General features: G+C 64.0%; 13 protein-coding genes. 2 read left to right on the top strand and 11 right to left on the bottom strand.

The features are described from left to right. Position 1 precedes the first annotated feature (1 nt). Both AAG793_RS07220 and AAG793_RS07215 read right to left on the bottom strand, forming a co-directional pair. Positions 2-145: a hypothetical protein gene (locus AAG793_RS07220; RefSeq protein WP_341906166.1), complete on the bottom strand. Its 144-nt coding sequence runs from the start codon at positions 143-145 to the stop codon at positions 2-4. A gap of 38 nt (positions 146-183) precedes the next feature. After that, the gene (locus AAG793_RS07215; protein ID WP_341906164.1) at positions 184-1494 is read right to left on the bottom strand and encodes an NAD(P)/FAD-dependent oxidoreductase; all 1311 of its coding nucleotides are present in this window, start codon (positions 1492-1494) and stop codon (positions 184-186) included. A 128-nt stretch (positions 1495-1622) separates the two neighbouring features. On the opposite strand from AAG793_RS07215, the gene AAG793_RS07210 reads away from it, so the two are divergent. Continuing rightward, the gene (locus AAG793_RS07210; RefSeq protein WP_341906160.1) at positions 1623-2861 is read left to right on the top strand and encodes an MFS transporter; all 1239 of its coding nucleotides are present in this window, start codon (positions 1623-1625) and stop codon (positions 2859-2861) included. Positions 2862-3065: 204 nt separating this feature from the next. On the opposite strand, the gene AAG793_RS07205 is transcribed toward AAG793_RS07210, so the two are convergent. The 6 genes from AAG793_RS07205 to AAG793_RS07180 form a co-directional block, all read right to left on the bottom strand. Beyond that, positions 3066-4355: a cytochrome c gene (locus AAG793_RS07205; protein WP_341906158.1), complete on the bottom strand. Its 1290-nt coding sequence runs from the start codon at positions 4353-4355 to the stop codon at positions 3066-3068. After that, complete coding sequence (locus AAG793_RS07200) at positions 4352-5005, bottom strand: c-type cytochrome (protein ID WP_341907648.1); 654 nt, start codon at positions 5003-5005, stop codon at positions 4352-4354. The genes AAG793_RS07205 and AAG793_RS07200 overlap by 4 nt, the downstream gene beginning before the upstream one ends. 178 nt (positions 5006-5183) lie before the next feature. Next, a complete protein-coding gene (locus AAG793_RS07195; protein ID WP_341906156.1) occupies positions 5184-5639 on the bottom strand; it encodes a hypothetical protein in 456 nt (151 codons plus the stop codon). A 133-nt stretch (positions 5640-5772) separates the two neighbouring features. Then, on the bottom strand, positions 5773-8307 hold the full coding sequence (locus tag AAG793_RS07190; RefSeq protein WP_341906153.1) for a PAS domain S-box protein: 2535 nt from the start codon (positions 8305-8307) through the stop codon (positions 5773-5775). 320 nt (positions 8308-8627) lie between these two features. Then, entirely contained in the window at positions 8628-11153 is a 2526-nt protein-coding gene (locus AAG793_RS07185) for a PAS domain S-box protein (protein ID WP_341906151.1), read from the bottom strand. Between the two features lie 184 nt (positions 11154-11337). After that, positions 11338-11682, bottom strand: a complete 345-nt coding sequence (locus AAG793_RS07180) for a 2Fe-2S iron-sulfur cluster binding domain-containing protein (protein ID WP_341906148.1) — start codon at positions 11680-11682, stop codon at positions 11338-11340. 153 nt (positions 11683-11835) lie between these two features. On the opposite strand from AAG793_RS07180, the gene AAG793_RS07175 reads away from it, so the two are divergent. Then, positions 11836-12357, top strand: a complete 522-nt coding sequence (locus tag AAG793_RS07175; protein ID WP_341906146.1) for a GNAT family N-acetyltransferase — start codon at positions 11836-11838, stop codon at positions 12355-12357. 590 nt (positions 12358-12947) lie between these two features. On the opposite strand, the gene AAG793_RS07170 is transcribed toward AAG793_RS07175, so the two are convergent. Genes AAG793_RS07170 through AAG793_RS07160 form a run of 3 tightly spaced genes read right to left on the bottom strand, consistent with a single transcriptional unit; the run spans position 12948 to position 15547 of the window. Further along, positions 12948-13715, bottom strand: a complete 768-nt coding sequence (locus AAG793_RS07170; RefSeq protein WP_341906143.1) for an ABC transporter permease — start codon at positions 13713-13715, stop codon at positions 12948-12950. Beyond that, on the bottom strand, positions 13712-14536 hold the full coding sequence (locus tag AAG793_RS07165; RefSeq protein ID WP_341906140.1) for an ABC transporter ATP-binding protein: 825 nt from the start codon (positions 14534-14536) through the stop codon (positions 13712-13714). Before AAG793_RS07165 ends, AAG793_RS07170 begins: the two co-directional genes overlap by 4 nt. Before the next feature lie 36 nt (positions 14537-14572). Then, positions 14573-15547: an ABC transporter substrate-binding protein gene (locus tag AAG793_RS07160; protein WP_341907645.1), complete on the bottom strand. Its 975-nt coding sequence runs from the start codon at positions 15545-15547 to the stop codon at positions 14573-14575. Positions 15548-15815: the final 268 nt, after the last annotated feature.

Here is a 15815-nt window from a genome sequence, read left to right as displayed (position 1 = left end):
CCTATTTGTTTTTCAGTTTACCGCGCACCGGCACCTGGGTGACGATGGTCGGGCGCACAGCGTCTGGCGACACCGGCTTGGGCGGTGAGGTGTCCTTCTTGGGTTTCTTGACCATCTTGTTGTTGTTTTGCTGACCTTTGGCCATGGTGTGCTCCGGTGATTGTTGAGGGATTCTGGTAATTATCAGTGCAACTTGATGCGTGGGCGATAGGTGCGGTCCAGCATTTCAGACAGCGTGATCAGCGCCGTCTTCTTGAAGCCGCCCAGCGCCAGCTGGTGCTGCTTGTGCAGGCCCCAGTACATGAACTTGGCGAGCTGGCCTTCGACAAAAAAACTGCCGTGGCTCAGGCTGCCCATCAGGCTGCCGACCGACGAGTATTCCGACAGCGAAATCAGTGAGCCCTGGTCCTTGTAGAGATACGGCGCGACGGTCTTGCCATCAATCAGTTCCTGCAGGTGGCGGGCCAGATACATCGCCTGCTGGTAGGCCGCCTGCGCGCGCGGCGGCACCCAGCTGCCGTCGGGTTGCTGGCAGGCGGCGCAGTCGCCAAAGGCGTAGATGTGCGGGTCGCGCGTGGTCTGCAGGTTGCCGTTGACGAGCAACTGGTTCAGGCGCGTAGTCTCCAGCGGATCGCCATTGCCGATGGTGGTGAGGAACTCGGGCGCCTTCACGCCCGCCGCCCACACCATGATGCTCGACGCGATTACCTTGCCGCTGGCCATCTTCAGGCTGCCGGCCGTGACTTCGACCACCTTTTCATTGGTGTGCACCTCAATCGAGAGCTTGCGCAACTCGCGCAGCGCCGACTCGCTGAGCCGTTCCGGCAACTGCGCCAGCAGGCGCGGTGCGGCCTCGACCAGCACGATCTGCAAATCCTTCTCCGGGTGGATGTGGTCAAAGCCGAAGTTGGCCAGCACCCGCGCCGAGGCATGCAGCTCGGCCGCCAGCTCGACGCCAGTGGCGCCGCCACCGACGATGGCAATCGTCAGGCGCCCGCTGCCCGCCACGCGGGGGACGGTTTGCGCGCGGATGCAGGCATTGATGAGCCGGTCATTGAAGTGCTTGGCGGCCTGCGGGCTGTCGAGCTTGATGGTGTGTTCGGCGGCGCCCAGGGTTCCGAAGTCGTTGGTCTGGCTGCCCACGGCGATCACCAGGGTGTCGTAGCCGAGCTGCTGCGCGGGCGTGATTTCGCGCCCAGCCTCGTCGTGGCTCGCCGCCAGCTGGATTGTTTTGGTCTGCCGGTCCACCCCGGTAAGGCTGCCCAGTCTGAACTTGAAATGGTTCCAGCGGGCCTGCGCGAGGTATTCGATTTCCTCGGCATGGGTGTCAAAGCTGCCGGCGGCGAGCTGGTGTAGCAGTGGCTTCCACACATGGGTGCGCGCCGCATCGACCAGCGTGATGTCGGCCAGCTTCTTTTTGCCCAGACGCTTGCCGAGCTGCGTGGCCAGCGCCAGGCCGCCGGCACCTCCTCCGACGATCACGATGCGGTGCATGAATTCCCTCCGGTTGCAGGCGGTCTGTGTCCACCTCTGTTAGCGTAGTTGTTTGCCCATGTTAACGCTGTGCCTGCAGCCTTGCCCACGCCAGCCGGGTCGCGGCCGCTGTTAAGCTCCACCCGCCCATGTCTTCCCCCAGTTTTCAGGACCTGACCCGCCAGAGTGCCTTCATGCGCATGTGGTTTGCCCGCCTTTTCGGCACCACGGGCAGCCAGATGCTGATGGTGGCCGTAGGATGGCAGATGTACGAGCTGACGGGTAGCGCATGGGATCTGGGGCTGGTCGGCCTGTACCAGTTCCTGCCCGCGTTGTTGCTGACCCTGGTGGCAGGTCAGGTGGCAGACCGCGTGCACCGCGGCCGCATTGTGGCGGTGTGTCTGGTCACACAGGCGGGTGTGTCGATGACGCTGGTGGCCGCCACGCTGGGCTGGGGCGCTGGCTCGGGCAGTGGAGGGGGCTGGGTCTCGCGAGATCTTTTGCTGGCGCTGTCGGTGGTGTTGGGCATGGTGCGCGCTTTCCAGATGCCGGCACAGCAGGCGCTCACGCCCACGCTGGTGCCACCCGTGATGCTGCCGCGTGCCATGGCCTTCAGCTCTGCGGGCATGCAGGCCTCGGTGATCGGTGGGCCGGCGCTGGGCGGCGTGATTTTTGTGGCGGGTGCGACAGCGGTGTATGCCACCTGCGCGGCGCTGTTTGCCATTGGCTGCGTGCTGGTCTTGCTGCTGCGCTACACCCATGTGCCACCGCCGCGCGAGCCGGTCACCTTGCACACCCTGTTCGCGGGCGCGGTATTCGTCTGGCAACGCAAGGCTTTGCTGGGTGCGGTGTCGCTCGATCTCTTTGCGGTGCTGCTGGGCGGCGCTGTGGCCTTGCTGCCGATGTTTGCCAAGGACATCCTGCATGTCGGCCCCTGGGGTCTGGGGCTGCTGCGTGCAGCGCCTGCGGTGGGTGCGCTGCTGGCATCGGCCGTGCTGACGCGCTGGCCGCTGGAGCGCCGCGTTGGCCGCACCATGCTGACCGCGGTGGCGGTGTATGGCGTGTGCATGCTGGTGTTTGGCCTGTCGACCAGCTTTGTGCTGTCGCTGCTGGCGCTGGCGGTCTCAGGCATTGCCGACATGGTGAGTGTGGTGGTGCGCCAGACGCTGATGCAGATTGAAACGCCCGATGACATGCGTGGCCGCGTCAGCGCGGTCAACTCGGTGTTCATTGGTGCCTCGAACCAGCTCGGCGAATTCGAGTCGGGCGCCACTGCCGCGTGGCTGGGCCCCGTGGGTTCGGTGGTGCTGGGCGGCATTGGCACGCTGCTGGTGGCTGCCTTGTGGCTGCGCTGGTTTCCGGCTTTGGCTCAACGGGACAAAATGTGAGCCCCACGGTCGCTCACTTCGTGTAGCTCCCTGCCCCCGAGGGGCCGCCCGCCTGTGGACCGGCAAAGCCGGCTCCACGGCTCCACTGGTTTGAATACCCCCTCGCTTCGCCCCTCGACTTGTTGAATTCCGTTCGTCCTGAGCTCGTCGAAGGATGTCTTCTGGGCCAGGTGGTTCTCACGGGTCCCATATAGAAAGAAGCGGCTAACGCGCGGAGTTGGCGCGAATGCGATTGACTTCGATGGGGGTTACTTCGCTGGCCTGGTTGCCCCAGGCGTTGCGGATGTGGGTCAGTACGGTGGCAATGTCTTCGTCGTTCATCACCAGCACAAAGGGGGGCATTCCGAAGGGGCGGGGGTTGCCTTCGGTGGCTGGGGCGTAGCCACCCGCGAGGACGATCTGCACCAGATTGACGGTTTGTGTCATCGTCACCGCGCGGTTGCCGGCCAGCGCGGGGTAGGCCTTGGGCACGCCTTCGCCGCTGGCACCGTGGCACTGGGCGCAATGCTGCTCATACAGTTTGGCGCCCTTGGCGGCAGTGCCTGGTGTTACTTTGGCTGCTGCTGGCTGCGGTGCTGTAGCGACGGGTGTGCCCGGCAGCTGCTGCAGGTATTTCGCCATGGCGCCCAAGTCGCTGGCGCTCAGGTGCTGCGTGCTTCGCAGCACCACCTCGGCCATCGGTCCGGCCACCGATGCCTGCGGCGACACACCGTGCTGCAGCAGGCTCACGATGTCGGCTTCGCGCCAGCCTGCCACGCCAGCCTCCTGCGGCGAGCTGAGTGAGGGCGCGTACCAGTTCTGCATGGGAATCAGGCCGCCCGCGAGGTTCAGCCCTTGCGTGGTGGCGCCCAGCGCATTGCGTGCGCTGTGGCAGGCACTGCAGTGACCGAGGCCCTGCACCAGGTAAGCGCCGCGGTTCCACTCCATGCTTTGGCGGGTGTCGGCTTCAAACACGCCGGGCCGGAAATACAGCGCACGCCACACCGCCAGTGCGGCCTGCGACTGGAAGGGGAACTGCAGGCCATGCGGCTGGTTGGGCTGCACCACGGGCGGCAGGCTGCCGAGGTAGGCAAACAGGGCGTCGGAGTCTTCCCGCGTGACCTGTGTGTAGTTGGTGTACGGAAACGCGGGGTAGAGCAGGCGGCCGTCTTTGGAGCGCCCGTTGTGCATGGCGCGCCAGAAATGGGCTGGCGACCAGCTGCCAATGCCGGTCTTGTCGTCGGGCGTCAGGTTCGATGTGAACACGGTGCCAAACGGTGTCGGTATGCCTTTGCCGCCGGCATAGTCTGCGCCGCCGGGCGCGGTGTGGCAGCCAGCGCAGTTGCCAGCGCGGGCCAGATAGGCACCGCGCGCGATCTGTTGTTCGCTGGGTGCGGCTGCAGCGACAGGTGCATTCACATCCACCTCGTCCTGGATGTTGAGCGTCCACACCACCGCAGCCAGCACACCGGCCGCTACGCTCAAACCGGCCAGCCATTTGAGCAGTCTTTTCATGGCTTGACCCCTGCAGGCACAGGCGCACTGCCACACGCAATGGCGGGTACGCCTGCGACCGGCGGAGGCGCCGCGTTGGCAGGTCGGGTCACGGCGGGCAGGGTTTGTGCGGCCAGCCAGTGGGTGACGGCGTTGATGTCGTCCATGCTCAGGCGTGACACCACGTCCCGCATGCAGTCGGGCGCATGGGCGCGGCGCTGGCCGTTTTTCCAGGCGCCCAGCTGTGCGTTGAGGTAGTCGCGCGGCAGGCCCAGCAACCCCGGTGCGTTGGGCGAAACGCCGGTCATGCTCTGGCCATGGCATTGCACGCAGGCCGGCACCTGACGCGCCTTGTCTCCTTCCATGACCAGTTGCCGGCCCCGGTTCAGTGTTTCTGCCGACGCGCCCGATGGTGTGGGCGCCGGGTAGGGCACTTCAAGGCGCGAAAAATACTGGGCCATCTCCATCAGGTAGGCGTCGCCTGCCGGGCCGCCCAGCGGCGTGAGCAGCTGAGTCATCAGGCCGTAGTGGCGACGTCCCTCACGGAAGTTGAGCAACTGGTTGTACAGATAACCCGCCGGCTTGCCCGCCAGCCGGGGGTAGTAGCCATCGGGGGCTGCGCGTCCTTGCGGACCATGGCAGGCGGTGCAGGCGATCAGTCGCTGGGCCATGGTGTCTTCAAACGGCGCTGCGCTGACAGGCGCAGCTGGCAGCCAGCAAAGCCACGACAGCGCCACAACGGCGGTAGCACGACGGAGTGTCTGCTGCAACGAGGTGACGCGGCTGACAGTGCCAGCCGGTGAAAACGGGTTCATGGTGGTGTACCGGAAATGATGTGAAAGCTGCTCGTCAGCGGCGCGGGCCGTCCTCGTGACGAACCCGCACACAGGTCAGAAAGTGCTCCCAGCTGGTTTGTACCTCGTGCACCCGCGCGCCCTTGTCGAGCACGGCACCGCAAGCGGCCTCGGCGCGCCGCACCACCTTGGCGAGTGCGCTGGCAGACAGCGGCGGAATCTGCGCGCGCAGGCTGTTGGCCTTGGCCCGCATCTGCGCGATGCTGTCGCGTGCCAGTGATTTGTTGTTGGCGCAGGCGGTCATTGCAATCATGTCGGCCAGCTCGACCAGTGCCGGGTCCAGATGCCACGCGGTGGCAGTGCCGAGCGCCAGTACCCACAGGCGCTTGTGGGTGCCCGGCCCGGTGGATGCGATGGTTTCCGGTGAGGTCATCTCCGGCTTCGCCGCCTCTGGCTCGCCGTGCGGGCCGGACGGCAGGGCGGGTGGGCAGGTGTCGGAAGGGGAGTTCATGGCCGGGTTGCCTTGAGGGCACGTCGATATTTTGCCTGAGCCTGCCCTGCAGGGCGCGGAGGCCCGCGGGTTCAGAAGGGAATGCCCACGACGGTGCCCTCGGCTGCGATGGTGCCTTGGCTGCTGTTGTGGTTCATGTGCCTTCTTCACTCACCGGCTGCAGCGGCTGCAAGGGTGCATCACCCAGCGTGAAGTAAAAGGTGGCGCCTTTGCCCGGCTCCGAGCGCGCCCAGATGCGGCCGCCGTGCCGCATGATGATCCGCTGGGCGCTTGCCAGGCCGATGCCGGTGCCTTCGAACTCACTGGGCGAATGCAGGCGCTGGAAGTTACCGAAGAGCTTTTCGATGTAAGCCATGTCAAAGCCCGCACCCTGGTCCCTGACGAAGTAAACCGGCCTGTTGTCGTCGCTCTTGTCGCCATCGTCGTCACCGCTCTCGCTGCCGATCTCGATGACGGTCTGATCCATCCTGGAGCTGAACTTCCAGGCGTTGCTGATCAGGTTGTCCATGACCAAGGACAGCAGCTTCGGATCACCCATTACATCCATAGACCGCTGGATTTGCACTTTGGCTGTGCGCCGCGGCTCCAGCTTGGCCCGGCGTGCGACCAGACCCTGCGCCATCAGCGAGAGATCGACTTTCTCCCAGCGCAGCTGCAGGGTGGACAGGCGCGCCAGCAAAAGCAGCGCGTCGGTGGACTCGCCGATCTGCTCCACGCCCGCCCGTATACGGTCGAGGTAACGCTTGCCGCGTTCGCCCAGCTGCTCGGCCACCTCGCGTTGCAGCAGCTCGCTGAAGCCCATGATGGAGCTCAGCGGCTGGCGCAGGTCGTGTGCCATCGAATACGAAAAATCGGTCAGCTCCCGCGTGGCAACCTGCAGCTGTCGGGTCCGTTGCTTGACCCGGTCCTCCAGATCGACGTTGAGCCAGACAATCTCTTCCTCGAACTGCTTGCTCCGGGTAATGTCCTGCACCTGCGCGATCAGGTGGAGCGGCTTGCCGTCATCGTCCCGCACCAACGACACTGTGAGCGACACCCACACCACGTGCCCCTCGCGGTGGCGGTAACGCTTTTCCAGCTGAAAGTACTCTTTCCCGCTGGTGGGCAACCGGCGATAGGCTTCAAGCGACGCCGGCCTGTCCTCTTCCAGCGTGAACTCCTGGAACGACGAGGCCAGGAGCTCGGCTTCTGTGTAGCCAATCATGCGGGAAAGCGCCCGATTCACCTTGAGCCAGCTGCCATCAATGCGTGTCAGGGCCATGCCGATGGCTGAATGCTCAAACGCACTGGCCAGTTGGCGGTCGCGTTCCCGCAGGGCCATGGCCACCTGCTTGCGCTCGGTGATGTCCTGGACCGATGCGATGAAATAGCTGGCACTGTCGTTGAGCCGGAGTACCAGCGCCACCGAACACAAGCCCCACACCACAGAGCCATCGCGGTGCAGGTAACGGACTTCGGAGGTGTCCGACAGCGCTTGCTCAGGCGCGGCACGCAGGTTCTCGAAGAACAGCTGGTACTCGTCCCGGTCTTCAGGGTGCACATGGGCAAACACGGACTGGCCGACGAAGCTGCCGGGTGAATGGCCCAGCATCTCGCAGTACTTGTCATTGACCTCGATGCAGTTGCCATTCAGATCAACGTGGGCGATGCCCACAGCGGCCAGGTTGAATGCCGTCCGCTGCAGCGCCTCGGATCTGCGGGCTGTCATCAGCAGGGCCTGCTGGTGGTGAATGAGCCACAGCAGCACAGCACCGAAAAAGAGGGAGGTGAAGGTGACCACGCCCGCTGCAAGATAGTAGGTATGGCGCCGCTTCTTCACTGGCGCCATGACTTCCGACTGGGCCGTGCCGACTGCCACGAAGAGGGGGTAGTCCGTCAACGTACGGTAGCTGACGTAGCGCGTGACGCCGTCAATCACGCTCTTGCTGAGCGCATTGCCGTCTGGTTGGGTGCGCTGCAAACTCAGCAACTCGCCCTTGCTGGCATCGTTGCCGGTGGTGACCTGCTTGCCCACACGCCGCGCCCGCACCACACCGTCAAGACCTGCCAGCGCGACCACACCCTGTTCGCCCACGTCGCTCTTGAGGTAGTGGTTGGTGAAGTAAGCAGGGTCTACAGCACCGACGATCAGCCCGGCAAAGCGTCCGTTGCCAGTTTGCAGTCGGCGGGTGATGTGGATGGACCACTTGCCGGAGACCCGGCCCCGTGTCGGTTGTGCAATGTAGAGCGTCGAATCATTCACCGACTGGTGGTGCTTGAAGTAAGCCCTGTCAGATGCATTGACCGGCGTGGCGCCATCGGGTCCGGCAGCGACATTGCCCGAGGCATCCACCACCGCTAGGTAGGTGAAGTCGCGAAAGCCGTTGACGTCGTTTGCAACCGTTTCGAGTGGTCTGGCCTGCGAGCCCCGTGCCCGGAAGTCAGCCTCGACCAGATCAAATGCCAGATCGATGCTTTGCAGCGTGCGGCGCGTGTGCTGCTCGATCGCTGCAGCCAGGTTGGCGTTATTCAGGAATTCAACGCGAGCAGCCTCGGACTCCTCGTAGGCAGCGCGCTGCATGGTGGCTCGCCACTCCATCGCCACGGGTGCCACGCTCATGAGAATCACGATCAGCGACACCAGCGTGAGCCGATTCGAGATCCAGCCCGAAAACACCCGAAATGTCATGGATATCGCACACCGTGCGCTCCTGGTTCAACCGGGCCTCTGTTGAGCCTTCACCACACAACAAGCCGCCATCGCTTTGCCTGCGCGGTTTTGTAATTCCCTGTATCAAATTATGACAATTGGTTACGTTTTGAACAGGTAATTAATCACGCTCATTGCATGGTGTTGATGCACCGATTTGGGGCTTTGTGGTGACGGGCCAGCGCCCACAGGCTCTCGTGGCAAGCCAGACTGGCCGAGGTAAGCCTGCTGCCACTTTGCCTGCGCCAGTCCCGCCGCATGGGATGGTCATGAGATGGCCAATTCAGCGGCGGTTGCCTTTATGGGCTTTCTTCATTCACCGGTTGAAGCGGCTGCAAGGGCGCATCGCCCAGCGTGAAGTAAAAGGTGGCGCCCTTGCCCGGCTCCGAGCGCGCCCAGATGCGGCCGCCGTGCCGCATGATGATTCGCTGGGCGCTGGCCAGGCCGATGCCGGTGCCTTCAAACTCACTGGGCGAATGCAGGCGCTGGAAATTGCCGAAAAGCTTCTCGATATACGCCATATCAAAGCCCGCACCCTGATCCCTGACGAAGTAAACCGGCCGGTTGTCGCCGCCGGTCTGGCTACCGATCTCACTGCCAATCTCGATGATCGTCTTATCCATCCTGGAGCTGAACTTCCACGCGTTGCTGATCAGGTTGTCCATCACCACCGACAGCAGCGTCGGATCGCCCGTCACTTCCAGCCCCTGCTGGATCTGGACACGTGCGTCGCGCTGTGGCTCCAGTCTGGCCCGGCGCGCGACCAGTCCCTGCGCCATCTGAGACAGGTCCACCTTCTCCCAGCGCAACTGCAGCGTGGACAGCCGCACCAGCAGGAGCAGTGCATCGGTGGATTCGCCGATCTGCTGCACACCCGCCTTGATGCGGGTCAGGCAGTGTTCGCCACGCTCGCCCAGTTGCTGGCCGAGCTCACGCGTGAGCAGTTCACTGAAACCCATGATGGAGCTGAGCGGTTGCCTCAAGTCGTGCGCCATCGAGTACGAGAAGTCGGTCAGCTCCCGCGTTGCAATCTGCAACTGGCCGGTGCGCTGCCTCACCCTTTCCTCCAGTCTCGCATTGAGTTGGACGATCTCCTCTTCGGCCTGCTTGTTGCGGGTGATGTCCTGCACATGGGCGACCAGATGCGCCGGCTGGCCCTCGTCGTCGCGCACCACCGACACGGTGAGCGACACCCACACGATGCGGCCCTGGCGATGCCTGTAGCGCAGCTCCGTCTGGAACTGCTCGCGGCCGCTGGTGAGTAGCTCTCCGCACTGTCGCACTGAAGCGGCACGGTCTGCTTCTAGGGTGAGGTCGTGGAACGGTATGGCGAGTAACGCGGCTTCGGTGTATCCGATCATGCGGCACAGTGCGCGATTGACCTTCAGCCAGCTGCCGTCGAGCCGGATCAGCGCCATGCCGATCCCCGAGTAGTCGAACGAGGCAGCCAGCTGCCGGTCTCGCTCGCGCAGGCTCAGTTCAACCTGCCGGCGTTCGGTGACGTCGAGCACAGAGGCAATGAAGTAGCTTGCGCTGTCGTCCACCTGCAGGACCAGCGCGACGGAGCACAGCCCCCAGACCACCGAGCCATTGCGGTGCAGATAGCGTATCTCGACGGTATCGGGGCGCGACTGCTCCGGGGATGTCCGCAGGCTCTCGAAAAAAAGCTGGTACCCGTCCCGGTCCTCGGGATGGACATGGGCATAGACCGGATGACCGATGAACCCGTCGCGCGCATGGCCGAGCATGTCGCACAGCTTGCCGTTCACGTCGATGCAGGTCCCGTCCACACTGATGTGGGCGATACCGACCGCTGCCAGATTGAACGTCGCGCGCTGCAGCGCCTCTGACTTGCGTGCCGCCATCTGCAGCACCTGCTGGCGATGCAACAGCCACAGGAGAATGCCGCCCATGGCGAGCAGGGTCGCCGTGGCCACGCTGGCCGCCATGTAGTAGGTGTCCCTGCGGGCCTTCACAGGCGTCATCACCTCCTGCTGCGCCGTGGCGACCGCCACGACCAGAGGGTAGTCGGCCAGCGTCTTGTAGCTGATGTACCGCGTCACCTGGTCGATCACGCTGTCCGTGACCAGGCTGCCCTCGGGCCGGGTGCGCTGCATCGTCAGCAGTTCACCCTTGATGACGTTCTGCCCCAGGCTCACCTGCTTGCCGGTCCGCCGTGCACGGACGAATCCGTCCAGTCCCACCAGCGCGACGGTGCCTTGCTCACCCACGTCGGTCTGCAGATAGAAATTGGCAAAGTAGGCCGGCTCCACCGCGCCCACGATCAGGCCGGCGAAACTCCCGTCAGCGGCATTGAGGCGGCGCGTGATGTGGATGGACCATCGGCCGGACACCCGGCCGAAAGCCGGAGGCGCAATGAAAAGCGCCGAGTCGTTCACCGCCTTGTGGTGCTTGAAGTAGACCCGGTCGGAGGCATTGACGGGCACCGGGCTGTCGGGCCCGGCGCTCACCCGGCCGAGCGTGTCGATCACCGCCAGGTAGGTGAAGTGCTTGAAGCTGCCCGCACCCCTGGCCACGCTTTGCGCCGGATTGGCCTGTGAGCCCAGCGCCCTGTAATCGGCCTCGACGAGATTGAACGTCTGTTCAATGTTCTTCAGGGTCAGGTTGGTGTGCTGCTCGATCCCTGCCGCGAGATTGGCGTTGTTCAGGAATTCCTGGCGCACGGCCTCGGACTCCTCGTACGCAGCGCGCTCCAGGGTCACGTGCCAGATCATTCCGATGGGCGCCAGACTGGTCAGCACGACGACCAGCGGCACCAGATTGAGGCGTGCCAGCACGGACCCCATCAAAGCCTTTAAACGCATGAAACCATGCTCCTTCGGTGTTCGGGCCTTTTGTCAGTGCCTCTGCGCCTTGCTGGCACGGCGGCGGCCGCGCCGGCAGCATCTGCTCTCCGCTGGCTTATTTTCACATCTACTTACATCCGGGCAATTGACCAGGATCAAGGGGGTGTCGCGTCCAGCGAGGCGGGCGAAGGCTATCAAACGCTCAAATGCCGGCGTCCGGTGGCGGGTCCTGAAGCAGCAGGTCAGAGGCTGGATAGGCTACACAAGGCAGAATCCAGCCTTCGCTCTTTTCCTCGGCGCTGAGGCCTGGCCAAGCGATCCGGTAGGTGACCTGGCCGCCCACCGCCAGCCGCATGCAGGTCCGGCAGGTGCCGTTGCGGCAGGAACTGGGCCAGGGCAGGCCTGCAGCCTCGGCTGAAACCAGCAGTGTCTGCGAGCCGGGCGCTTCAAAGCCTGTACCGTCCCCGGCCAGCCTGACCTGGTGTGCAGAGGGGCCAGAGGGACTTGAGGCGGCGTCCGGCGGCGGGGTGAAGAGGGGTGCAGGCATCAGGCCCTCAATTTAACGCAGCCGCTGCCAGCAGCATGCGGGCCTGGAGCCAGCCCCAAGCGTTTGCCGATTTGCAGCGACAATTTCGGGTTGGCTCCTTCTGGCGCAATGCCGCTGGCGGCCTTCTGTCTTTTTCTTACTGTGACGCTTTTCATGACCACCTATTCCGTTCGCCCTGCCACCTCTCGCGATGCCCAGGCCATCGCCGATATCCACGTCTCCACCTGGCAGGCCGCCTATAAGGACCTGATGCCCGACGATCACCTCAGCAAGATCACGGTGGCCAAGCGCCTGGCCTACTGGCGCGAGGCCATCGAGTACAGCGAACCGCAGGTGCTGGTCGCCACCGCAGGCGACGAGGTCGTCGGTTTCGTCGGCTTTGACCGCTCCCGCGATGCAGGCACCAAGTCCACCGTGGGCGAGATCTGGGCGCTGTATGTGGCCCCGTCCCGCTGGGGCGAGGGCGCCGGTCTGGCCTTGTGGGACGGCGCGCGCGACGGCCTGAAGGAAGAGGGCTGCACGACAGTGACTGCGTGGGTGCTGCTGCGCAACGAGCGCGCGTTGCGGTTCTTTGAGCAGGCGGCGGGTTTCAAGCGGGAAATGCCTTCGCTCAAGACGGTGCCGTTTGGGACTGCGAAGTTGGAGGAGATTCGGTTGAAGAGGGTTGTGGATTGATTTTTTTGTAGCTGCTTCTGGGTTTTATTGAGGCCTGAGGCCGGGATTCGCCCCGGCTGGCGAGGTACTTTTCTTTGCTTCGCCAAAGAAAAGTACCCAAAAGAAAGGCGACCCTGGTGCCTGCGTCCCTTCGCTTCGCTACGGGCAACCTGTGGTGCTCGGTCCAGCCGGGGTCTGGCTAAACTCGCCTTCGGCTCAGACAACGCCAGCCCTGATCCGCCTGGCCCTGCGCTCCTCGGCGCATTCACAAGGGATTGAAAACCAGAGAAGCGGAATCGGGCTCCACAAGACACGCCTTGGCGTGTCCTTGTTGTATGGCTTCCAGTTCCCGCTTGCCCCGTGTGGCTGGGCCGAGCAGCGCAGATGGAGGCGGAGGGTCAGGCCGCACTTGTTTGAGCCGAAGGCGAGTTGTGCGGACTGCCGCCGTAGTCGAGCAGCACAGGTTGCCCGCAGCGAAGCGGAGGGACCCAGACTTCGGGTCGCCTTCTCTTTGCTTACTTTCTCTTGGCGAAGCAAGAGAAAGTAAGTCGCCCGCCGGGGTGAGTCCCGGCCTCAGACCATCGAGACACGCCCTCAGTCAGAGAAAAACCTCAACCCCCCTGCGACCCCCGATGCGCCCACCCCGTCGTGTGCTTCTCGATGTAGCTGAACAACTCATACATCGCCATCGCCATGGCACCAATCACCACCAGCCCGGCAAAGGCCAGCGCCAGTCGCTGCTGTGAGCCGGCGCTTTGCATCAGGTAGCCGATGCCGGAGTCGCCGGCGGTCATCTCGGCCAGCACGGTGCCGACAAAGGCCAACGTGATCGCGACCTTGAGTGAGGCAAAGAAGTAGGGCATGGATCGCGGCAGGCCGACCTTGACCAGCACATCCCAGCGCTTGGCGCCCAGCACGCGCAAAACGTCTTCCAGCTCTGGCTCGAGCGTGGCCAGGCCAGTGGCCATGTTCACGGTGATCGGGAAAAACGAAATCAGAAAAGCGGTGAGGATGCCGGGCCCCACGCCGATACCGAACCAGACGATCAGGATCGGCACGATGGCGGCCTTTGGTACCGCATTGAAGGCGACCAGCAGCGGGTAGACCGCCGCATAGGCCAGCCGCGACGAGCCGACCAGAAAACCCAGCAGCACGCCCACGAGGATGGAGATGCCGAATCCGCAGAGTGTGACCCAGAAGGTCTTCCACGCCGCTTCGCCGATGGGGCCGGCAAACTCGACCATCGCCTGGCCAATCACCCAAGGTGCCGGGAAGATGAATTCGGGAATGGCAAAAGCGCTGCATACCGCCTGCCACAGGGCCAGTACCAGCACCAGCAGCACCCACGGCGCCCAGCGTTCGAGGCGTTTGTTGTTCATGCGCTGGCTCCGGTCTGGCGGATGGCGCCAATGTGGCCGCGCAGTTCGTGCACGATGTCGGTGAAGGCGGCCGTGTAGGTCACTTCGAGGTCGCGTGGGCGGGGCAGGTCGATCTCGCGGCGCACCACAAAGCGGCCCGGGCTTTTGCTCATCACGTACACGGTGTCGGCCAGGAACACCGACTCGCGCAGATCGTGGGTGACCAGAATCACGTTGAAGCGCTGCTCGGTCCAGAGGTCACGCAGGATGCACCAGAGCTCCTCGCGCGTGAAGGCGTCGAGCGCGCCGAAGGGTTCATCGAGCAGCAGCATACGCGGCTCGTGGATCAAGGCCCGGCAGATGCTTGCGCGCTGCTGCATGCCGCCCGACAGTTGCCAGGGGAACTTGTCTTCGTAGCCCGCCAGCCCCACCTTTTTCAGCAGCCCACGCGCCCGATCTTCATAGGCCGGGCGCTGCGACTTGAACTGGCTGCGGTAAGGCTCGACGATTTCGAGCGGCAGCAGCACGTTGTCGAGCGTGGTGCGCCAGGGCAAGAGCGACGGCGCCTGAAACGCCATGCCTGAGATCTTCAGCGGCCCGGTCACGGGCTGCCCGTCAATGCGGATCCGGCCGCGCGAAGGCATCTTCAGGCCCGTGGCCAGTTTCATGAAGGTGGACTTGCCGCAACCCGATGGCCCGACGATGGCGATGAACTCGCCCTGGGTCACCTGCAGGTCGATGGCCTCCACAGCGAACTGCTGGCGCGCCAGCGCTTCCTCGCTGTAGGCGAGCCACACGCCCTGAAAGTCGACAAAGGACGCGCCATTCGGTATCGATGGCATGGATGGCACCGATGGCGTCATGGCGAACCCGCCGCCTTATTTTTTCGGCAGGACATTCAGCTCGGCGGCACTGGGCAGGAAGGCGGGGTTCCAGATCTGTGCCGGGTCGACACGGGTCTTGGTGTTGAAGGCGTCCGACACCTGCGACGCCATCAGCGTCAGGCGCGGCAGCCTCACCTGGCCGAAGCCTTCGGCGCGGGCGTCTGAGCTGTTGACCACGGTGTCGATGGCGAGGCGTAAGCGGCGCACCTCAAGTGGCACGTTGATGATGCCGTCGCGGGCCTTCACGAATTCAATCGCGGCTGCCGGGTCAGCCACCACGTCCTTCACGCCGCGGGCCAGGGCCTGCAGGAAAGCCTTGACGGCGGCGGGGTTCTCGCGGACCAGCTTGGGCGATGCAATCACCACGTTGCCGTAGTGCTTCACGCCGAATTCGGCATAGGGCAGCACCACCACGTCTTCGGCTTTCACGCCGCGCGCTTCCAGGTTCAGCAGGGAGGTGAAGGTGAAGCCGGTGATGGCATCGACATCGCCGCGGGCCAGCATGGTCTCGCGCAGTGGCGGGTCCATCGCGGTCCACTGGAAGCCTGTGATGTTGTTGGCCTTGGCAAACACCGGGAAGGCGCGGCGACCCGCATCAAACACCGGAGCGCCCATCTTCTTGCCGCTCAGGTCCGACGGCTTGGTGATGCCCGATTTTTTCAACGCCATCACCGATGCCGGCGTGTTGTTGTAGACCACCATCACGGCGACCGGCTTGTTGGGTGCGTCGGGATTGTTGGCGTGGAACTCCATCAGCGACGCCATGTCGGCAAAGCCCATGTCGTAGGTACCCGACGCCACGCGGGTCACGGCGCCGCCAGAGCCGTTGCCGGCGTCCACCGTCACGTCGAGCTTGTTGTCCTTGAAGTAGCCCTTGGCCACCGGCGTGAGAAAGAGCGCTGCTGGCCCCTCAAAACGCCAGTCGAGCTGGAACTTGATGGGGGTGTTCTGGGCCTGCGCGGAGCCCATGGCGGCCACGGCGAGCAGGGCGGCCAGGGTACGGCGCGAAATGGGTTGAGAAATAGGGCGAGAAATGGAGCGAAAGAGGCTGTGGATCATGAAAATCTCCCTGAAAACGTCACGATTGGAAAAGCATGAAAAGGCATGGAAAAGCGTGGATGTCACCGGCCAAAACGAGCAAGAAAGATGCCCGAACGGCGTACCCGTCGGCCCTATCGCAGGATTATCGCCAACGCCGTGCGTCCGTCTTCACCCGGAATACCCTTGGCGCCCCGGC

The organism is Polaromonas sp. YR568 (assembly GCF_943372955.1).
Lineage (GTDB): Bacteria > Pseudomonadota > Gammaproteobacteria > Burkholderiales > Burkholderiaceae_C > Polaromonas.
The sequence above is the reverse complement of the archived record's forward strand: the minus strand, read 5'-3'. Positions and strand labels throughout refer to the sequence as shown.